Origin of the sequence: Listeria farberi (assembly GCF_014229295.1) — a bacterium.
Taxonomy (GTDB): domain Bacteria; phylum Bacillota; class Bacilli; order Lactobacillales; family Listeriaceae; genus Listeria; species Listeria farberi.
Window position 1 is genome coordinate 214051 of sequence record NZ_JAARZL010000001.1, and the last position, 22351, is coordinate 236401.

At 34.4% G+C, this 22351-nt stretch carries 21 protein-coding genes and 1 pseudogene; 21 read left to right on the forward strand and 1 reads right to left on the reverse strand.

Annotated features, from left to right (window positions below):
• Positions 1–118 precede the first annotated feature (118 nt).
• Positions 119–634, forward strand: a complete 516-nt coding sequence (locus HCB38_RS01060) for a hypothetical protein (RefSeq protein ID WP_185317957.1) — start codon at positions 119–121, stop codon at positions 632–634.
• A gap of 122 nt (positions 635–756) precedes the next feature.
• Here the strand turns inward: HCB38_RS01060 and HCB38_RS01065 are convergent, their stop codons facing one another.
• The gene (locus HCB38_RS01065; protein ID WP_185317958.1) at positions 757–1641 is read right to left on the reverse strand and encodes a LysR family transcriptional regulator; all 885 of its coding nucleotides are present in this window, start codon (positions 1639–1641) and stop codon (positions 757–759) included.
• A 117-nt stretch (positions 1642–1758) separates the two neighbouring features.
• Between HCB38_RS01065 and HCB38_RS01070 the strand changes: the two genes are divergently transcribed.
• The 20 genes and pseudogenes from HCB38_RS01070 to HCB38_RS01165 all read left to right on the forward strand — a co-directional run bounded on the left by HCB38_RS01070 (position 1759) and on the right by HCB38_RS01165 (position 22337).
• A complete protein-coding gene (locus HCB38_RS01070; RefSeq protein WP_185317959.1) occupies positions 1759–2328 on the forward strand; it encodes a DapH/DapD/GlmU-related protein in 570 nt (189 codons plus the stop codon).
• A gap of 652 nt (positions 2329–2980) precedes the next feature.
• A complete protein-coding gene (locus HCB38_RS01075; protein WP_185637275.1) occupies positions 2981–9625 on the forward strand; it encodes a DNRLRE domain-containing protein in 6645 nt (2214 codons plus the stop codon).
• A 16-nt stretch (positions 9626–9641) separates the two neighbouring features.
• Positions 9642–10430 (forward strand): hypothetical protein, encoded by a 789-nt coding sequence (locus HCB38_RS01080; RefSeq protein WP_185321065.1) that lies wholly within the window; start codon positions 9642–9644, stop codon positions 10428–10430.
• Between the two features lie 258 nt (positions 10431–10688).
• On the forward strand, positions 10689–11378 hold the full coding sequence (locus HCB38_RS01085) for a HEAT repeat domain-containing protein (RefSeq protein WP_185637277.1): 690 nt from the start codon (positions 10689–10691) through the stop codon (positions 11376–11378).
• 129 nt (positions 11379–11507) lie between these two features.
• The gene (locus HCB38_RS01090) at positions 11508–12086 is read left to right on the forward strand and encodes a hypothetical protein (protein ID WP_260484191.1); all 579 of its coding nucleotides are present in this window, start codon (positions 11508–11510) and stop codon (positions 12084–12086) included.
• Positions 12087–12122: 36 nt separating this feature from the next.
• Positions 12123–12231, forward strand: a pseudogene (locus tag HCB38_RS01095) (RHS repeat domain-containing protein); the annotation flags it as partial.
• A 57-nt stretch (positions 12232–12288) separates the two neighbouring features.
• On the forward strand, positions 12289–12732 hold the full coding sequence (locus tag HCB38_RS01100; protein WP_185637281.1) for a hypothetical protein: 444 nt from the start codon (positions 12289–12291) through the stop codon (positions 12730–12732).
• A gap of 97 nt (positions 12733–12829) precedes the next feature.
• Entirely contained in the window at positions 12830–13546 is a 717-nt protein-coding gene (locus tag HCB38_RS01105; protein ID WP_185637282.1) for a hypothetical protein, read from the forward strand.
• 866 nt (positions 13547–14412) lie between these two features.
• Positions 14413–14970 (forward strand): hypothetical protein, encoded by a 558-nt coding sequence (locus HCB38_RS01110; protein ID WP_185620398.1) that lies wholly within the window; start codon positions 14413–14415, stop codon positions 14968–14970.
• 72 nt (positions 14971–15042) lie between these two features.
• The gene (locus HCB38_RS15045) at positions 15043–15477 is read left to right on the forward strand and encodes a hypothetical protein (protein WP_185620405.1); all 435 of its coding nucleotides are present in this window, start codon (positions 15043–15045) and stop codon (positions 15475–15477) included.
• A gap of 162 nt (positions 15478–15639) precedes the next feature.
• Positions 15640–16155, forward strand: a complete 516-nt coding sequence (locus HCB38_RS01120; RefSeq protein ID WP_260483709.1) for a hypothetical protein — start codon at positions 15640–15642, stop codon at positions 16153–16155.
• A gap of 101 nt (positions 16156–16256) precedes the next feature.
• Complete coding sequence (locus HCB38_RS01125) at positions 16257–16703, forward strand: hypothetical protein (RefSeq protein WP_185308415.1); 447 nt, start codon at positions 16257–16259, stop codon at positions 16701–16703.
• A 16-nt stretch (positions 16704–16719) separates the two neighbouring features.
• Positions 16720–17328, forward strand: coding sequence for a hypothetical protein (locus HCB38_RS01130; RefSeq protein WP_185317967.1), 609 nt, complete (start codon positions 16720–16722; stop codon positions 17326–17328).
• 53 nt (positions 17329–17381) lie between these two features.
• Positions 17382–17738, forward strand: a complete 357-nt coding sequence (locus HCB38_RS01135) for a hypothetical protein (protein WP_185620399.1) — start codon at positions 17382–17384, stop codon at positions 17736–17738.
• A 39-nt stretch (positions 17739–17777) separates the two neighbouring features.
• Positions 17778–18134 carry a hypothetical protein gene (locus HCB38_RS01140; protein ID WP_185620400.1) on the forward strand — a complete coding sequence of 119 codons (357 nt, stop codon included), beginning with the start codon at positions 17778–17780 and terminating at the stop codon, positions 18132–18134.
• Between the two features lie 143 nt (positions 18135–18277).
• Positions 18278–18985: a HEAT repeat domain-containing protein gene (locus HCB38_RS01145; RefSeq protein ID WP_185637284.1), complete on the forward strand. Its 708-nt coding sequence runs from the start codon at positions 18278–18280 to the stop codon at positions 18983–18985.
• A 656-nt stretch (positions 18986–19641) separates the two neighbouring features.
• The gene (locus tag HCB38_RS01150) at positions 19642–20136 is read left to right on the forward strand and encodes a hypothetical protein (protein ID WP_185637285.1); all 495 of its coding nucleotides are present in this window, start codon (positions 19642–19644) and stop codon (positions 20134–20136) included.
• Between the two features lie 176 nt (positions 20137–20312).
• Complete coding sequence (locus HCB38_RS01155; protein ID WP_003741497.1) at positions 20313–20612, forward strand: hypothetical protein; 300 nt, start codon at positions 20313–20315, stop codon at positions 20610–20612.
• Positions 20613–20730: 118 nt separating this feature from the next.
• Positions 20731–21519, forward strand: a complete 789-nt coding sequence (locus HCB38_RS01160; RefSeq protein ID WP_185637287.1) for a hypothetical protein — start codon at positions 20731–20733, stop codon at positions 21517–21519.
• Between the two features lie 152 nt (positions 21520–21671).
• On the forward strand, positions 21672–22337 hold the full coding sequence (locus HCB38_RS01165; RefSeq protein WP_003734623.1) for a hypothetical protein: 666 nt from the start codon (positions 21672–21674) through the stop codon (positions 22335–22337).
• Positions 22338–22351: the final 14 nt, after the last annotated feature.

Below are 22351 nucleotides of genomic sequence, written 5' to 3' on the forward strand. Positions count from 1 at the left end.
GTATCAAATTTGAGCAAGTTTTTATTTATGTTGGATTGCAATGAGTTAGTAAACATGGTATCTTTGGATTGAAAACGCTTTAATTAGCAGAATCATTTTCAAAAAAGGAGATAAAGAAATGAATCGACATCAATTAGAGAAATTGAATCGGGATTGTATCTATGAAGTGTATGAAGATAAGGAAGAAACTAATGAATTTTATATGGGATACATAAAAGCAATTTTTAAAAAGTATATTATAATAGAAAATTATCATAGAAGTGGTCAGTTTGATGGTTTTGCTATTATCGCAAATGAAAACATTTTTAAAGTTCAAAAAGATACCAAATATCTGGAGCCCTATAAAAACGTAAAGCCACCACAAATACAAATGCCGGAATTAAGTAGCAAAGGAGATACCCTATATAATTTTCTTCAGTGGGCGAAAGAAAATAAGAAAATAGTGGAGTTAACAACAGTTTGGGATGAACTAATTATTGGGGAGATTGACGTGCTTGATGATGAGTTGCTATCAATGAACGTTCTTTTGTCTGATGACTTTTCACCTGATGGGCAATGTTTTATTGAATACGAATCGATTCTAGATGTTTGTGTGGATACGTTGAAATTGCAATTTATGGAAGAGCGTTGTTAAAAGCTTTTAGGTCCCCATGAGTTGTATTTTCCTAATAAGTGTTATAATAAAGTTGGAAAATGAATCATTTAATGCACAAAAACCCCCAAGTCCGGCTAAAGACCTCGGGGGTTTTCTTGTGGTTAGAACGGTTGCCGTCTACTTATGTTTTCTATCAACCGCAAAAATTCCTTCGCCGCGCTCGAAAAAGTGGGATTCTTTTTCCAAACAATGCTTATTCCAGCAGTTAGGGGCGGCGAAAAAGGAATAAATTTCAAATTTGTATTGTCCGTGTTAATAATACCATCGATACAAAGAATACTGGCAATATTTTCTTTAGCTAAAAGCGAGGCATTATAAAGCAAATTATATCTACCAATCACATTCAATTGTTCAAAATGTTCTCCTAACCAACTTGCTAGTTGATTATCCACGAAAGATTGATTCGAAACCATTATTGGGTTTTCTTGAATATCACCCGGAGCTATAACTTCTTTTTGCGCTAAAGGATGGGCTGTATTTACTAAAATTCCCCATCTATCTTCTAAAGAAAGCTGCAAATATTCGTATGCCTGCATTTCAACAGGATTAATGACCAACCCAAAATCCAGCAGCCCATGCTCGATTTTTTCTAAAACATCGTCGGCATTACCACTATGTAATTGAAACGTAATCTCAGGATGTATTTCTCTTAGCTGATGAATGACACTACCAATAAACTCAAAACCTCTCGTTTCCCCAGCACCAATCGTTATTTTCCCACTAATTGTTTCATTTTGAAGCAAGTTCGAAGTTGTTAATTCGACTAAAGATAAAATCTCCTTTGCGCGATTTGCCAAGTAAACCCCGTCTTCTGTTAAGGTAATAGAACGATTTCCGCGAATAAACAGTGTTACCCCTAACTCTTCCTCAAGTTCTTTCAATTGCTTAGAAAGTGTTGGCTGAGAAAGATGAAGTACTTCCGCCGCTTTACTAATCGTTTTTTCACGTGCAACTGTTAAAAAATAATTTAACACACGAAGCTCCATTAAAATCATCCTTTCCTATAACTAAAATGAATAGTTGAATATGCTTTATAAGTATTATTCAATTATAACTTCTCTCGCTATAATTAAATAGTAAAAGATTTTCGAGGGGGAAAGCGCATGATAGAACAAGATTTACAGGAAAGACTAGTCGGCCAAGAAATTCTCCAAGGGTCGGATTTGTTAGATGAAATTCACAAAGTAAAGCAAAACAATGAACAACTTATCATCGAACTCAACACCAAGTACCACTCAAAAAAAGAAGTGACCAAATATCTCAGTGACATCACCGGAAAACCAGTCGATCCATCAGTCGATGTCTCACTTCCTTTTTATAGCGACTTCGGGAAACATATTACTTTTGGGAAAAATATCTTTATCAATTTAAATGTAACTTTCGTGGATTTGGGCGGGATTACGATTGAAGATAATGTTTTAATTGGCCCAGGAGCAAGACTTGTTACTGTCAACCATTTAGTTAGCCCGAAAAAGAGACGTGGCTTAAGAGTAGCCCCAATTTATGTGAAGAAAAACGCCTGGATTGGCGCAAACGTAACGATATTATCAGGTGTAACAATCGGCGAAAATGCTATCGTTGCTGCGGATGCTACCGTCACAAAAGATGTCCCAGCAAACGTCATCGTCGCCGGAAGCCCAGCCAAACAAATTCGTAAAATTATCGAGGAATAAGGAGAGATAGCAAATGACAATCAAAAATATTGACCGACCCAAAGACATAAGCGTAAACGAATTCACAGTCGGACCAACGACCCAGCCGTGGTAAATAGAAGAGCCTTGAACTGATTGATTATTCGTTCAAGGTTTTTTGGTATTGCAGGAGCGGATTAAACATGGTATCTTAAATTGAAAGCGCTTAAAAAAGAGGCGAACCAATGAATCGTAAACAATTAGAACAACTAAACCAAAAGTGTCTTTCGGGACAATAGAAACGATTGAAGAGAATTTAGTAATGATTAATACTGTTGTGCCAGAAGAATTTCAATCTGACGGAAATGTTTTATAGAATGCGACAATATTGTTGATATTTGTATTGATACAGCGCGACTGAAATTTATTACTTCTTTACTATTAAACACTAATTATAATTAATAAAATTAACAATTCAAATAAAAAGTAAAAAAATTACAATTTTGTTCACCGAAAAAGAAAAATCCATGCTATAATAATTTTGTAATATTAGGAAAAGGACCAGTTTTATCTCAATTAAAACTGGTCCTTTTTTAGAAAGAGAGGGCAGTGAGGTTGTTAGCGGGGAGAAAGAAAAAGAAATAAAGGGTAAGACATCGAATGAAATTACATTGAAAAAGGGAGAGCTTGATACATGAAAATACATGCAAAAGCAAAAAAAATCTTAGTGAGCCTGATAGCTATTATGTTATTCCTTTCACTAATACCTGGTTATGCACCAATGGCGGAGGAGACGTCAACTGGGGTAGAAGTACCAGAAAAGAAAGCGGGAGAACAAGCACCAACAGAAGTGAAAGAAGAACGAACAGAAAATGAAGTGGTTTTTGATAACCACGACGGGAGCTTTACAAAACAAATCTTTGCGGATCCTATCAATATGGAAGTTGACGGGGATATGAAGCGCATCGATGCGAATGTGGAGAAAGAAGCAGATTCTGACATGATTGTTCCAAAACAAACCCCATTAGAATTAGGCTTCTTAGAAAAAATGGAAGACGGGGCATATCAGAAACTAACAAAAGCTGGCGCAGAAGTTACTTTTCGCTTAAAAGGAACACGTACAGGCGAGAATGAAGAGGCTGTAACAGACCAACCAGCAACCTATAAGGAAAATGAAGTTACTTATGAAAACGTATTTCCTAAAACAGATTTACGTCATTTAACTTTTCCAAAATCAGTAAAAGAAGACATCGTATTACATGAACCTAATCAAGTAGATACGTATGTTTATCAAATAGAAACAAAACTAGACTTAGAACTAGCAGAGAATGGTGATGTGCTATTCAAAAATAAATCTGGCGAAACAATGTATACGCTTCCCAAACCAGTTATGACAGATTCCAATGTCGGCGCTGAAACCGGGGAAGCAGCGCTATCCGAGAATGTTTCTTTTGAAGTGAAACAACTCACTAAAACAGTGTATGAACTACAATTAAAAGTAGATACAGAATGGCTAAATGATACCGCTCGCGAGTACCCTGTCTATATTGATCCATCAGTTCGGTTAGATGAAGTTTATAATGCCAATATTAATTCGGCTAAACCAACCGAAACAAACATCGGAAGTAAACTATGGGATTCTGGTCAAAATGCTTATACGTTAAAACTCGGTAAATGGGACAATTCAACAGGAAATAATGCCGCTTTTTTAAAAATGGACACATCCACTTTAAACAAAGCGACTATTTCTAAAGCAACATTGAAAGTTTATAACATTTGGCATATGTCCCCAACGGTAAAAAATGATCTTTGGTATTACGAAGCAAATGCTAAATGGTCTCCGTGGCAAGTGACTTGGAATACAGTACCACCTGTAACGAGATTAGGGAGTGTCAACGTTGGTCGAGGTGAGTGGGCGAACTTAGATGTCACTAATACAGTTCAAGCATGGGCAAGTGGCGTGCGACCAAATAATGGTTTCCGCTTAGGTACTAACATCGACCAAAACTATTGGAAAAAAGTCGTAGCAAGTGAAAATAATAAAAACTATCCTTATTTGGAAGTAAATTATACGTACGCACAACCAGAAAAACCAACTGTAAAAACAGCCTCAAACGGTGTTGGAACTGGAACAGGTTACATGGATTTATCTTGGAAAGCGGTTCCCGGTGCGACTAGTTATAATATCGTTATTTCTAATGGATATAACTATGAATACTTTAATACAGGAAGTTCAGCTACTACATGGAGCACGAAAGGCAAGAAAATCTTCCCAACAGCGGCTGAAATTGCTAATGGTGATTTTGAATTCCACCACGATGGCAAAGGCGCTGAGTTCGCTCTTGATCCACGGGCACAATATGAAAATGCCTTTCAAGCCGGAAGTACTTTTGGACTTCGCAATTTAACGCGTTATCTAGTTAGGGTTCAAGCGGTTTATCCAGGTGGAGAAAGCCCTACATCTGATCTCGTTTTCGCCTATATGCCAATCGAAAAACCACAAGCCCCTACTGCGAAAGCATACTCAAACTTAGCGCATAAAGAAACAGGTTACGTGGAACTCAACTGGGAAAAGAGCCCAATGGCGGACGGCTACAAAGTACTCGTTTTCAATGGGAAAGCCTACGAAGAATATGATGTCGGCGCAGAAACAAAGTGGACGACACAAAACAAAGGCATTTGGCCAACCAAAGAAGAAATTGCAGAAGGGAAATTCGCTCTTCACCATGACGGAAAAGGCGATGAACTCGCAAAAGACCCTTCTCCAGTGTATACCAATTCTGGCGGAAATTATAAAGAGCGCACAAACTACTGGTTCCGCGTTATCGCTTATCAAAAAGCTGGAAATAACGCAACTAGCGTGCAATCAGAACCAGCAACACCATCTATTCCAGAAGCACTCAATAAACAACTAGGAATGGTTGATTACTGGACAAGTGTGCCAGTTCGTGGCGGCGAAGTGAACGCTACAAACGGAAACTTTTTATTCCATGAAACAGATTTCAACTTAGAAGGCCGCGGTCCAAGCATTAATGTCGACCGTACGTTTAATAGCCAAGATGATGCAACTGGCTTTTTTGGTAAAGGCTGGACAAGTACGCTCGAAGAAAAACTCGTAGAAGAAGAAAACGGTAATATCGTTTGGGTGGAATCGGACAAGAAAATCCATCGTTTCACTAAAAAAGGCGATAAATACGAAGCACCACCAGGCATTTACTCTGAGATTACTAAAAATGCAGATGGCTATTTGAAAATAGAAGAAGATAAGTCAGAAACACGCTTTTTAGCTGACGGACGATTAAAATCCGAAAAAGATACAAAAGGCAACGAATTAACATACGAATATACAGACGGCAAACTCACAAGCTTGCGCGATGCTTCCGGACGTACCGTTACTCTCGCGTATGAAGGCGAGCTAGTAAAAGAACTTGTCGGACCAGAAGACCGTAAAATCAGCTACACGTATAATGACAAACAAGAGCTAATCAGTTCATCCACTGCCCGCGGAAAAATATATCGCTACGGCTACACAGATGGATTATTAACCTCGATTTACGATCCAAAACATACAGAAGAAAAACCATACGAAACAACTTTTGCCTATGAAGAAGAAAAATTAACAGAAATAACCGATCCAGTCGGCAAAAAAACAACCCTTTCTTATGACAAAGAAGGACAGCAAACTACTTTAACAAATGAGAAAAAGAAGAAAACCATTTATTCCTACAATGATGCTGGAAATCCAAAGAAAGAAATTGTAGATGCAGATGGTCTCAAACTCACAACGACCTACACGTATGAATCAAATAACCTAGTAAAAGAAGTGAATCCTAAGGGACAAGAAGAAACATACGCTTACGATGCAGATGGTAATATTACACAAGCGACAGATGCATACGGAACAGAATCATACACTTACAATGATAATAACGATGTAACGAGCTCAACCGATACAGAAGGACGCAAAACTACCGTTGCCTATGACGGAGCAGATGCGGTATCAGAAACACTTGCGACAGAATCCCAAGTATCCTCTGTGACACAGTATGACACCTATGGAAATCCAATTCGCGGTAGTGGCGAACTTTCTTCCGGCGGTAACTTACTTCAAAACAGCGGCTTTGAAAAAGGAGCAGGAGTTTCTAACTGGACTCTTATTCAATGGGATGCAAAAGGAAGCATGACATTCGATAGCACTCAGTCAGCTCCAGGAACACTCGGCGGCAGCGGTTCCGTTAAACTAACAAGTGAAGCAAATTCTACCGTAAAAGGCTATTCATCCGTTACTCAACGCGTTGATGTAGAACCAGAAACAACATATACATTTAGCGCCTGGATTAAAACATCCGGAATGACAAACGCCGATGCACTTCTCATTGGACGTTTACAAGATGCAAATGCAAAAGATATTACCGATGCCGGCGTATGGCAATCCAACCGCGCCACATCGATCAAAAAGAACGGTGACTGGGTAAAACGCCAACTAACTTTTAAAACATCTAAAAACACACGCCAAGTCTTGCTTTATTTGGACAATGAACAACCAGCTCCGCATAAAGGAAAAGGCACAATTTGGTACGACAATGTTCAGTTTGAAAAAGGTAGTGTTGCTTCCAGTTACAACCCGGTAGTCAACAGCAGTTTTGAAGAGCACAATGGAACACTTCCGACTGGCTGGATGCGTACAGGTAATACCGCGCTGACACAAGCAAAAGTAGTCGATAATGAAAGCCATAGCGGTGATAGCGCTGTTTACTTCGAGCGAAAAGCAACAAGTGAAGCCTACACGCATATTGTCCAAGATGTACCTGTAAATCAAAAAGAAGCCAAAGCATTAACAATTTCCGCACTATCCAAATCAGAAGACGCCAAAGCAAACGGTTCAGTTGCAACGATGTCGAACGATTATTCGATATGGGGAACAATATATTATCAAGATGGCACAACTTCTTCCGTACAAGGACAATTCCCACTCGGAACGAACGACTGGAACCGCAGTGCTGTAGTTGTTAAACCGACCAAACCAGTCAAAATGATTAAAGTTTACACCATGTTCCGCAATGGTTTAACCGGAAAAGCTTGGTTTGACGATGTACGTGTCATCGAAGGCGAAGTATTAACAAAAAATGAATATGACGCTTCCGGCAACTATGTAACGGCTAGCTATGACGAAGAAGGCCGCAAAATCAGCTTCACTTACGATATTTACGGTAACACTACATCCGAAATAGACGAAAAAGGCAACAAAAAAACTTTAACCTATGATGCGGACAACGCGCTTATAGACACCAAACTAGCGAATGGCACATCCGTAGCCTATAAGTACGACGACAATGGCAACACCACCGAAAAAAATGTCACTGCATCTGGCAAAACGCAAAAAAATATCTATGAATATGACGTAGATAACAAAATCACCGCATTTACCGACGCACTAAATCGCACAATCAAGTACGAATACGATGCAGCCGGTAATGAAACAAAAGCAATCATGCCAAATGGTCGCGTAACCGAAAGCACATACGATTCCGCTGACCGTATGGACGGAATCAAATGGAATGATAAACTAGCATTTAAATTCCAATACGATCCAAACGGCAACCAAACAAAAGTAACCGACGAAATTAACAGCATCGTAACCGACAAAACCTACGACGATGCCAACCGAATCACCAAAGTAGCCGAACGAGGTGGCGACGTAAGCTACACTTACAAAGATAAACCAACAAAAGATAACAAAGGAAAAACAGACAAAGTCGGCGAAGTAGCCATTAACCACGGCGACTACACAGCAAAAACAAGCTACACATACAACGACTTAGACCGGAATACCCGCGTAAACGACGGAAGCAAAAACGCCTATTTCGAGTTTGACGAATTTGGAAACATCAATGTCTACACAGCAGGAAACGGCACCGCAGCCAACTACACCTACGATAGCACCCAAAAAGTCACCAACGCAGCTATTAGTAGCGCAAGCGGCACCCAAATTTTAGATGAAAACTACACCTATGACGCTGCAAGCAACCGTACAAGCATCGACAACAAACAAGACGGAAAAACAACCTACGAATATGATGCAGTCAACCAACTAACTAAAGAAACACTACCAGACGGCACCGTAAAAGCATACACATACGATGGCTTCGGAAACCGCACACAAGTAGCAATCAGCGGAAGCGAGACAAAAACAATTGCCGCAAGTTATAATGATGGTAATCAACTGGTTTCGTGGAACGGAGAGGCTCTGACGTATGACGCGAATGGTAACCGTACAAGCGATGGCAAGTACACGTATACATGGGATACCGGCGACCGTTTAAGCAGCATCACGAAAAAAGGTGAGAGTGAGCCGTTTACGAGTTATACGTACGATGATGATAACCGCCGCTTGTCGAAAACCGTCGATGGCGTGACGACGAATTATCATTATGACGGCGATAGTATTGATGTTCTGTATGAAACTGATGGGGATGGAAAAGTAGTTCGTCAGTATGTTTATTCGGATGATAATGTTCGTTTAGCGATGAAAATGAATGGCAAAACCCTCTATTATCACTATAATGCGCATGGCGACGTAATTGCACTCACAGATGAAGCAGGTAAGATTGTCGCAGAATATGCGTATGATGCTTGGGGAAATGTGCTGAAAAACACTGCCTCTACAGAAGAAGCCAAAGCCAATCCTTATGCATATGCGGGATATACGTATGACAAGGAAATCGAACAATATTACTTGATGGCGCGTTATTATGAACCAGAGCAAGGTGTGTTTACCGCATATGATCCAGACCCAGGCGATGAAGACGACCCGCAGACGATGAATGGGTATAATTATGCGAATAATAATCCGGTGATGATGGTTGACCCGGATGGGAACTTTCCATTAGCCATTCCAGCTGTTTATTGGGGAGTTAGTGGAGTTATTGCAGCTGCGCCATTTGTTGGTTATGGTATAGGTGCAGCAGGAAGAAAAGTGTGGAATGGTCAAAAAAAAGTGTATAGAGGATATAAAACTCTGTGGAAGTATCGTAAGCCGATTGCTAGAAAGGTGTATAAGTCAACTAGAATTGGGTGGGGACATATTAAGAACAGACACGGTTCTAAGCGATCAGAGAGGTATCAAGGTAAAGGTAAATTTAAAAACAACAGAACTTTAAAACGAACAACAAGGGCTACATTAAGAAGAGGGAAAGCTAAACCTGGAGAGCAAGGCCGGACAGTTTTAGAGAAAACATTCAAAAAAAGGGTAGGTGTGAATAGTGATGGGAAACCGAGCTATAAAGTAAGGGTTATCAAAGCTCCAAATGGTAAAGTAATTACATCATATCCCATTTAAGCAGGAGGTAAACACTATGCTAAAAATAAAAAAACAAGCGCAATCTATTTACGCTTTTAAAGAAACTGGAGGAGAAGTACTTAATTTCCAAATAGAAAAAGACTGTTTGAAACTTTTTTCTGAGGAAGAAATTTTATGTAAAATAAACGATGAAATAATTTCCAATCGGTATTTTAAAATTAAAAAAGTTAAATTATCTGATGAGAAAGTTTGTATTTTTTGTCATGATGGTGTTTACGATTATTTATTAATCTCATGTATAGGGAAGCATTTTAAATATCCATTGGGAGAAGGTGTGGCGGATTTTCTTGTCTTAAATGATGCAGCTTATGTTATTTATTCAGAAGAAGGTAAGTTTGGGAGTGAGGAGAATTTACCCATAGCACAATTAGGGCTTATTAAAATAGATATATTTACAGGAGAAATTACAGGGCTCTTGGATGACGGCATTTTAGAAACACTCATTGATGTACATACAATGAGCTGTAATAATAAAACTATACGTATACTGTGTTATGAAGAAAATGATGATGACTTCACTTTAGACTATGATTTAACCTTGAAAAAAATTCAGAATAAAGTCGTAATAAATTATACTGTGGACGGGTTGTTGAGCGCGGGAGATAGTTTTTACGCTAGATATCAGAATCATATTTATCAGGTGAATGAAAGTATGGAAATTACGAAAGAAAGCATTATAGATAAAAAAGTATATGATGAGGCATCCTCACTAAGTACCGGATATAGTGAAGTAGTTTTAGAAAGTGAAAATGAATTCAACATTGTCCAGCTTTCTAAACTTTGAAGAAGGTCTATAGGGAAGAATTAGCATTAAAAATAACCTGAAAATGAGCCCTCCGTTTTTATAGGGAGGGCTTATTTTTAAAAGGAGACACAACCCCAGATGAAAATAAACAGTTTTTATATAAAGAAAAAAGGAATTAAAGCCTAGAAAACATATAGAAATAGAGGCTGAAATGATAGTGATTCCGCCAGTTTTAGACACCACAGAAATAGAAATAATTTCAACTGAACTACTAAAACATAACGAAGGAGAAACCCATTGGATGCGAAACAATTACTCCAAACATTAAAAAATACTCCAAATGAAACTCAGATACTAAAAATTATACCAAAACTAGGCAAATACGCAAAAGGAAAAACAGTCGAAAATGCTTTAGCAAGTCTATCAGAATCAAGTAGTGAGAAAATTCGAGCTGCTGCCATTGACGCTTTACTAATCAATTCCCACAAACGTATAAAGAAATTAGTAATGAAGCATATGACTGATACCAATAGGGTTAAAACCAAGTGCTTTGAGTATGTTGGTCATCACTGGATGAAGCAAGCAGAACCAATTCTTTTAGCACATTTAAATGACGCTGATCGTTGGGTTCGGTATTTTGCAATTTTAAATCTTGGTGATATGGGGGCTTATGACGTAATAGAGGATGTAGAAAAACATTTAGAAAATGAAACCAGTGACGTGGTGAAATCAGGATGTTACTCCACCTTGGTTTTATTAAGTGAGACGAAAGCAGAAAAGGATTGTTATGAACAAAAGCTAATCCAATTACTAAATTCATCCGATGAAGTTGCACGATATGTAACGATTAATAATTTAGCAGATTTAAAAAACCATCTCAAAAGAGAGCCAATAATTAATGCTTTTTATGCTCGCCTGCAAATTGAATCAGATGAAGAAAATATAACTACACTAAAAAACGCAATTCGATCATTGAAATATTGGTGAGAATTAATTTGATAACTGGAAATAGGATGAAGTTCTTAGCTTTAAAGATGGAAAAGTACTAAAAGAAAAACAACTAGATAATTTTTGGGAAATCCTGACTCAAGAAAAGGGGATAATTAATTGAAAAAAATGACACTGAAAAAGAAGACCTATGCTAATTTTAATAAAGAATTTGCTAAGGTATTTAATTCAGATAATTACCTACCTGAAAATATTTTTAATACTAAGTTCCATAATTTTTTCGTTTATGATATGGATTATTTTTACGAAGAAACAGGTTGGGAATGGATTTTACAAATTTCATCTAATAACAAAGTGAAAAACTTGTTCTTTACCAGCGCAACTGAAAAAAATTCAGACTATACTATAGCCGAGATTCCTACTTCGCTTGAGCCTAAACAGATTTTAGAGCAAATGGATATTTTAGAAAACGAATCTGAGGATAAAAAGAACACCTTCTTTTTAACCTTCAATGAAGCTTGTTTGTTTTCTAATGTAAGTAATTGGGGTTTATATTTTGTTAATGAATTTAATTTCGTTATCTTAGCTCTGGAGGAAGATTTTCCAGAACAAAATGCATTTTTCTATTTAGAAAGTATGACTAAAGAAGAATTCACCAAACATTTTCAAGAATGGTCCGTTTGGCTTGAAAAAGATAATTTGAATTTTTTAAAAGAATTTAATAAAGTGTTTTTTACTAAAAATTAAGTGATTATGAAACGCTAAGGAGGAATCAAAAATGTTCACGTGGGATACACGTATGACAAGGAAATCGAACAATATTACTTTATGGCGCGTATATGGACTAGAGAAAGGCGTATTTACAGCATACGATTCAGACCCAAGCGATGAATGGGTATGCTTGTAAATATGGAAAAAAGGAAGTGATAGGGACGATGAAGCTCAAAAAATGGATGAAGACTATATAAAAGAGTTTTCAACTGAGATAGGAATTATAGATTGTGATGCAATATATATTTATGAGTTTGATGAAGAAAACGAAATAGATAGTATTTGTAAAGAATTCGGGAATCAAATGCATACAATGTATTTGCTCGATGATTTTGAAGTAGATGATAGACCAGATTTAGAAGATGGATTTTTTCGTTTGGATTTAAAAAATACTAGTTTTAATATGAAGAAATGGTTGATTCAGTTGTTTTTATATGGTTCAAGTTCAACACAGCTAAACCGTTTATTTCTTTTACAACCTAGTGAAGAGAATCAGGACATATCTAAAGAAATCCAAATGAAATATAACCAAATTATCATCGTACCCGTTTTCGATGTGACAGCAGTAGCATTATTTGGCAAGGGGAGTGAAGCAATAGCTTTTTTAGAATCATTCCACTAAACATATTTTGGTGTGTTACAGAAAATGCCCACAAAAATTATGCATAAAAAATCACTAAAATGCCAAGAAGCAAAATAGCCACTGCGGAGGTTAAATCATGATGAATCAAGAACTTATCAAACTACATGAGATACTACTAAAGGATATTTCCAATTTAGATGATGCTGAAAAAATCTCCATCATTCAAGAACGAATTACACAAGCCTTAAATCTAGATAAACGCAGGTGGGATGAGAAAATGCTTTCCAATGTTTCCATCCGCACAAAAAAAGCAACCCGACCGAAAATGCAGGTGGGAGATGTGTACGAAATTTATTTAGAAGAAGTAAACGTATATGGCTATATAGCTATACTAAAATTGGACAATGATAAAGTAGAAGAGGATTTCTCCGTATTTGGGCTCTTTAATTATTTCTCTAAGTTACCGGAGAAGCTTGAAAAAATAATAGCTAAATTAACTAGAGAAAATATCTTTATGTTTGCAGATTCAGGTCACACGGGAATTATTCGCAAAGAGTGGAAGAAAGTAACCAACTTGTCCTTTGATTGGCAAGTGGATTTCGCTAAATTAGAATATCTTAAAGTAGATAACGGAGGAGTCTTACGTCCTAATGAACGGTTCTATTATAAAAGTGTAGGTCATCCAAATAATGGGAATTATATGCGAATTGATTACAAAGAAGCCGTAGATATTAATAATCCATATGGACTAAATGGTCAACATTGGATTGAGGGATATTTGGCGGGAGCGTATAGTGGGAAGAAACTTATTGAGATGGAGGAAGAGGGCTTTAGTCAGGTGAAGTATGATTAAGAGCTCGAAAAGAAATCAATACTTGTTTTAAATGGGTATTCATCAAAAATAAAAAGAAGAAAATAACCAAATTAGGAGATTGAAATGGATTCAATTTTGAAATTAATAATGGATTTGGAATTCATCGGCATAATTATAATGTGTATAGTTATTATAGATTTTAAGAAAGACAACTTCTTTTCTAGGTGTATGCAAGTATTAATATTGTTAACTTTATTTGCGGTTACGGGAATAATTATCTACTTTTAAGAAGGATCGAGGGATAATATGTTACTTGTGATAATAATATATTTTGTTTTTCTACTTATATTAATTATTGGCTATGAAACGAGACGTAAGAAAAACAATAAAACCGTCCTTAACAGTATAGCTATCATTATTTTCCTGTTAGCCCTTATAATTTATTGTATAATGCTAGTCCCTCGGTTGGGTATTTAAGGAATGAAAGTCACTATAGAAGTTAAGAACAAATTATTTTTATACTTAGTTTCAAACTTAAAGAAAAAACTTTTAAAGTACAGTTTGTTATAACATTGATAACGGTGTTTGAGTGCTTTCCTACATATGTAACCTTGTTTATTTATAGGTTCTATATTCTTTTCTAACCCATGCGTGGGAGATTATAAAGAAATAATGGCAGTACTGTAGTAGAGCGTTTAGGAGGTTATCGTGGTTCATTTTATTATCAATATATCAATAAATTTTATTACATTTGCAGATGAAATGAACGATAAAACACTATAGTATCACTATAATACACATGGCGATGTTAGTACTTTGATGAATGATGCAGGTAAGATTATCGCATAATATGTGTATGATTCTAAGCTTATGTAGTGATTTTGGGTTGGAAAGAGGTTGGCCTTATGAGCAAATTGACTAGTGATGAAGTAGAATTTAAAATAAAAAAACTTATCGATTTAGAAAAAAATTTACCAGAACAAATATTTCCTAATCCTGAAAAATACAACTTTTATTTTGAAGAACCAGAGGCTATTTATATGGATACGAAAGAATTCATCCATATGATTAAACAAATTGTGGAAATTACACAGGATGAGAAAGCGTATATTAGTGAAATTTTGAAAGAAGATAAATTTTTACAAAAGAGCAAAACTATCTTGAATTTAAAGGAAGTAATAGACTTTACGCAGGAAGAGGGTAGCATAGTAGAAAATTTGGATTTTGAAAATATAACAGAGACAACGATATTTTTATATTGCTATATGTATTTCCCTTCTGAGCAACTCTTTCTTTTCGTTAATGAATATTCAGACACAGCCCTTTTAGCGGTTGATAAAAAACTTGATATTGATGTTCCTTGGTATGATGTAGAAACATTTTTGACTGTGGAGAATCTGGGGATGAAAGATAGGCTATACAGAAAGTTCAGGAAGCGTTTAGGGAAGAGTTATAAAAAATAATTTATTAATAAGGAATAAAAATTTTAGAAAGCCTATTGCAAAATGCAGTGAAAAAACGTGAGGAGTGACAACATGATATACAGTATAGGTATGACTACTATGGATTCATATGATGAAAAAGAACAAGAGTATTTTAGTATCATGCCCGAAATAAGAACAGTGGTAAATCCACTATTTGATAAATATGATATATATGAATATACAGTAGATAGAAAGAAGCGAAGTGATCTAGCATTCCCATTAAAGCCTAAGCGTTTTCTAAACATTTTTAAGTCAGAGCCGCTGAGGGAAAACCCTGGAATAATGGAATATAACAAATTTATAATTGTAACTAAAGGAGTAGATATAAAGGCATTACTTAGCGGAGTGTCAGATCTTAATAGACGCGAAAACATTGAATATTTTTTAGTGCAAAATACAATCATGACTTACCAGATTCTAGAAGGCGAAGTAATCAATTTCTATGCAAAAGACTTGAAATTTTTAGTTGATGAATTAGCTTTATAGCGGTAGACGATGTGAGGCAAATAATTGCCAAATTAATTTAAGTCAAAGTCATTTATATATAAAATTTCAGAGTTAGAAGACCTACTGGGGCTTATCCTAGCAAGTGTGTCAGAGCTGTGAAATTCAGAATGAAGGAGAAAAAATTTTTTAGGAGGAGTGTGAATGTCTAGTTTCATATCTTCAGGATGTGTATATAAACAAAGTTCATATAAAAACCTAGTCAAAAAATATATTGATTTGATAAGTAGTACAGCAAATGTGGAAATTGAAAATATAGTTTGTTACAGTCCGGAAAGCGACTTATCTAGCACTAAAAGTTTGGAAGAAGTGAAAAAAGATAATAGTTTTTCAAAAGTGACTCATATTAATTGCAAGCAGATAAGAGATGATTGGGAATTTGTTGTACGTTTCTATGAGGAACATAACTATCAAGGGGTTTTGTTTGATCTATCGTATGATTACTTGCCCGAGATGTTTCCAGCAAAAAGTTTGGAAAATAAATTAATCAGTATTTTAATAACTATTTATTCATATTATCCTTATTATTTTAGTTTTATTGACACAGAAGCAGAAGTGGATATGTTTCATAATCCTGGGAATATAGAACCTCTTGAAAGCCCGTATGCAACATTAATTCTCCCAAAAAATAATGACTTTCATGTGTATCTAAATACTTAGGAAATTGACGGTATAAGTGAGAGAAAGAAAAAGCATTATGTTATTAAGAATACACCATCCCACCGAACAAACTAAACACAGAATTGGAGAAGCATAGATAAATGATTCATTTAAAAGGTATAACTACTGCGGGTGCTTATGATAATCAAGGTAAATATTTAGAAGAAATTCATGAAGATATTGAAAAAATAATGAAGCGGCTAATTCTTCAATTTGATATATATCAATTTCATATTTCCCGTAATTTCGAAGCAGCTGCTGATAAATCAGTCCTTGTGAAACAAACTAGATTTAGAAAGACATATATTCATTTTTATAAAGAGGATGAAGAACGATTTGAAGAGGGATCTAGCTATGACCAGTATTTTTTAGTAGAAAAAGATTGCGACATCTCTGAGCAGATAGATAAATTAGTGCTTAGCGAAATACCAAGGATAGAAAATATTAGAGCCAAATTGTTATCCGTTTTCCCATTATTAGTCATTTTATCAGATTCAAGTGAGTTAATGGCGTATTCAATGGAAAAATCGAATTTAGAACTGATATAAATGCAGGAGGGATAAAGTGGGAAACCAAAAACAATCTATTGATTACTTTGAAGTTAAAGGGATTGCTAAATTTCGAAATATGTTACATAAAGCCTATAAAGATTTAACTTTTCCAGGACTAGACTTCCCGTATTGTGTACCTGACAAAGAATATAACTATTTATATTTCCCATTAGATGCATTTGAAAATACGAAAGAAGGAAATCGAATTTTATCCGTACTTTTGTTAGATAAAGAAAAAGATATATATTTTCACTCAGATGTTTTTGGAATGTTTTTAACAAGTTGGCTATTACTTGGAAAAATAAAAATAAAAAGTGTAAATGAATGGGATGGAGTATTCGGCGAGAACATCCTCACAAAAGAATCAAGAAATCCCATTAATTTAGTTGATATTAGCCCTACTATATTCCTGCTAGATGGGAGTATATTAATAAAATTTGATCGTAGTTCTCATTTAGTCATCATTGGATTTTCTAATAAAATGGAGCAAATGAATAGTGAGATTCGACTTTCTAAAGATGAAGTGGTAGATTATTTTATTAAAAAAGATGCAGCAGATGAATCAGAAGCAGAAGATTTTAAAGAAGCATATTTAAAAAACTACTATTCAGTGAGCATTTAAGACTAAAAAGTTAATAAAGAATCGTAATAACAATATAGAAAGTTGAATGAAAAATGGATTTTATTTTAAATATTTTAATTAATATTATAGCTTTTGTATGCTTCTTAGTTGGTGGAAATGCAATTAAAAAAGAGAAGCAATTAATGGGAAAAGTGATTGGCAGCTTATCAATAGCTGGATTGGCGATAGTCGGAACGGGGTTAATTCTTTCTTGTGTAGAGGAATTGCACACATATATGTACATTATATTAGTAATTGAAATAGTGATACTTTTCGCAAATGTATTCATGAATTATTTAAGTAAATTCGGAAAATCGGAAGTTTTAATAGGTGTATGTGTATTAATTCTAACGATATTTAATTTATTTACTTATATAACTTATGTGGTTTTGACTTTTGTTTTTTACTGAAAAACTGTCGCTATAAAAGGAGGGAATTGGGAAACGATTATGATTGAATTTATTATTGATGTATCAATAAATTTTATTACATTTACAATTTGTTTCATTCCGCTGCTTCTCTCAGAAAAAACTAAAGGTATCTTGGAAATCATAGGTGCAAGCATACTTTTTGCGGGGATTATGATAGTTGGAACAGGTATTTTCATAAGCAGTAGTGAAACCCTGAAATCATATATTTATGTGATTTTGGTAGTGCAAATAATTATTTTGTGCATCGAACTCATATTAGTTTTATGGAGTAAACGTAAAGGAAAGTCTACAATTTTATCCATCCTATCAGCAATATTAGGTATAGTCGCTTTAGGAATATATATTTATTATGTTATAGCGAGTTTTATTTATTGAAAATTATTTTCCAAAGATAGAAAAAATTTACAGAAAAGAATAATTATTAAGGAGATAAACACGTCATTGAAAAAGAAAATGAATATTTTAAATTAAACGATTTGGTTTTTAATTTAGATGAATGAATATCATAGGAGGATAAAATGGTTCATAATGATATGAATTATCACCACTTGATTGGAAAAGTTCATAGTGTTTCTGATGTAGATGAATTGAGCAATATTTTAGAAGAATTGAAAGAATATCCAACAAATAGTCAACTAGAAAAATTATTTAAATCGTATATGGATGATGAAAGTCCACTTATTCGTTGTATTGCTTTTGAAGGTTTAGCAAAGAGTGAATTTAAAGATACAGAAATAGCTCAAAAAGCGATAGAACATTTAAATGATGAAGACATTGTTGTGATGAGTTGCATAGAATTGCTAGCGGAGTATGAGTATTTGGAAGCAGTTCCTTATATCAAGAATTTGCTTCGACACCTAGACGCTGGGGTTCGCTGTACAGCAGCAGAAGCTTTGGGAGATATGAATTGTAAGGCACAATTAATGGATATTGTTCAAACTAACAAAGTAGAAGTAAATGATTTAGCAAAAGTAGGGCAGAGATACGGAATTTATTTGTTGTCTAATGAATCTGATGAAATTTTCGCTTTGAATCGCCTTATTGAACTACTTTACTCGAGCAATATGACGGCTAGTTACAGAGCTATGAACAATTTGATAGCCGTATTGAATGAAAGAAACCGTCCTTTAATATTTATGGCATTTCAAGAAAAGTTGAAAGAAAAGAATATAACTGGTTTTAAAACAGAATTAGAAGATAACTTAAAAGCGTTAAAAGGCTCATAAGTACTGTAAAAAAGAGCGTCTAGATTAATTTAAAGCAAGACCGTTTCGAAATTCCAACGCTACTAGAAGGTATTAAAATTCTCGATTATTGGAGTTGAATTTACATTGACTTGGTTCAAAGAAAAAAGTTTTATGTTTGCGATGATACTAATAATTTTTATTTTTATTATAATTAATTTCTTTTTTTCAAATAGCGTAACATATATTATTGTTACAGTGTTTTTAGGAATTGAAACTTTATGGATTATTTTTATTTTTAGTGAGATAGTTGACAATGGTAAAAGGACATCAAAATTTATAAAAGCATATATAATAAGTATTTTTATTATAACAATATTTGCTTCATATCTATTATATTAAGGGGGCATTATTGTGATTGTTTCTATTGCGGTTTTAATTAATTTAGTAATAATTTCAGTATTATATTTAATCAAAAAAAATGGTAAAAGCATGAAACATAAAGGCATATTTTCTTTTATACTTTGTACTTTTTCGTTTTTAATGTATGTCTATATTGCTGTATATGTAGGTATATTCTAAATCTCAATTATGGAAAAATTTAAGAAACTGGCTGGGGAAGATTATTTTCTTTAGATTATCACTCAAGGAGTAAAGTTCTTGGCATAAAAAGAATAGCAAATGGAGATAGGAGAGAGGTGTCAAAAATCATAGAAAAAACCATTTTTACGCTAACAAATCAGGAACAAATAATAATTACTAACAATGATGAAATGTCAGATGATGCATTAAAAACAACTATTATAAATAAAAGTCAACCAATGCATTTGCTTTTAGAGTTAGGCATTTTTGACAAAGAAGATTTAACTGAGAAATTTCCAAGTAGTGAAATAATCGAGATTTTATATGAAAGAACGAAGCTGTTATTAATTAAGGACATCCAATTAGATAGCGTGCATCTCGATGAAGTTCTATTTATTTTCAGACTTTTAGCCAATTCAAACTTTCTTGTGCACATTATTTCTGGATATAAAATAGACAATATTTTGCACTATTCACAAAAAGATACTATTTTTAAAAGAAATAAGGTAGTAGGAAAAATTGAGTTGCATCTTGATAAAGATGAGTTTTTGATTATGTCGGATTATGATGGAAGCTCAGTTATAATCTTAAGTAATGAACAAAAATGCTGATTTTAAGAAATTAGCCAAATCAGAAGCCAGGGTGAACCAAAAATGTCCATAATATGCTTGATAACCTGCGATTCGGGTGCAGTGTAGAACAAGATTTGATGAACAAACTAAAAATAAGCCCTTCACTATAGATTTAATAACGGGAAATATTCTCATAAATGGTAGGAGGATGTAATTTGGATAAGAGTAGTATTATGGATGTGATAAAAATGAATCTCACTGAGGCACTTACCGATGTAATTACAAGTAAAGAACTGGTTGAAAGGTCGGATAAAATACTATATGTTGATGAGAATCAGCAGTCAATAAACGATAATCTATCATTAGAAGAAAGAGAGTTACTAGAAGATATATCAGCACAATGGGATTTATATCTAGTTAATTCGTATGATATCGATACACTACAGAGTTTGGATTTTGAGAAAGTTAAGTTCCCTGAAGCATATTTAAAGGAGTGGTATAGACAAACAATCTAGCTGATTTGATATTACAACAAAGGTTAGAAGGGCATGAAAATAAGAAAAGCTACTTATTAAAAGACCTAATAGTGTATTTCGATTATGAAATTTGAGGTCTAAGGAGGGACTATGATCGATGCTGAAAATAAAAAAACAAGCACAATCTATTTACGCTTTTAAAGAAACTGGAGGAGAAGTACTTAATTTCCAAATAGAAAAAAACTGTTTGAAACTTTTTTCTGGGGAAGAAATTTTATGTGAAATAAACGATGAAATAATTTCCAATCGGTATTTCAGAATTAACAAAGTCATATTGTCGGATGAGAAGATTTGTATTTTTTGTCATGGAGAGGCTTGCGATTATTTATTCATCTTATGTATGGGAAAGAATTTTAAATATATATTGAGAGAAGAAGTGGAAGATTTTCTCGTTATAAACGATGAAGCTTATGTTATTTATTCGGAAGAAGGTATGTTTAGCGATGAGGGAAATTTATCCATAGCAAAACTTGGGCTTATTAAAATAGATATATTTACAGGAGAAATTACTGGGCTATTGGATGATACCATTTTAGAAACGCTCATTGATGTACAATCGATTAGCTGTAATAATAAAACTATACGGATACTGTGTTATGAAGATAATGGTGATGACTTCACTTTAGACTATGATTTAACATCTAAAAAAGTTCGGAATAAAGTCGTAATAAATTATACTGTGGACGGATTGGTGAGTGTGGGAGACAACTTTTACGCTTGCTATCGGAACCGTATTTATAAGGTAAATGAAAGTATGGAAATTACGGAAGAAATCATTATAGATAAAAAAGTATATGATGAAGCATATGCAATAAGTACCGGATATAGTGAAGTAGTTTTAGAAAGTGAAAATGAATTCAACATTGTCCAGCTTTCTAAATTATAGAGGAATAGCTGTTTTAACGCTACTAAGCAAAGGTTTTTAAGCAAATAAAGGGGCATCAAGAAAACACAATTTTTTAATACTAATGGATATTTGTTCGCTATATCTTTTGTTTTCTAGTACCTTGGCATAAAATTTACTCTTGGAGATGAAATATGAAAAAATTAAACTATTTTTCTATAGGTTTTGATTATGATGAAGAAAAGAATCCAATTATGTCATTTGACAGTCAAAGCCACTGTATTTCAGAAATGTATTCGGGTGCATTTAAGCCAATGATGACAAAAGAGACTTCTTGTATTGATATTAATTGTATACCAACGGGGAAAAAAGTGGATAAATCTCATCACCTCGATGCCATTTATAGAGTTTATTTTGAAAATAAGTTGTTTGATTTAAATAAGTTTAATGATGAAAATGACTCAGAAAAGAAAAAGATCATTTTAGAACTGCTTCACATAGGAGCTATAGAAGCGTGTCGTAATTTGGGCTTAGATAAGGCTAGATTTATTGAGGCATATGAAAAGGTAAAAGAATTAGACTATCAAAATAATTACTACTATAAAAAACCAAAATCCAGCCCAAATAGAAAACAAAAAGCACAAATTTATATTGAGCATGGCTTATACAAAGCTGACATATATATCGTTATTTTTAACAAGGAACAGAAAATCATAAGAAAAGAATTTATCCTCAGTGATTTACCAAATCCGTTTGTATTTTCCGCACACCTAGGAAATTTAAAATGGATAGACAATGATCGTTTAGTTCTAGCTCATAAGCAAAGAAAAGATATATTATACAAGGTTGATATGATTTAAAAAGAGCGGATTGA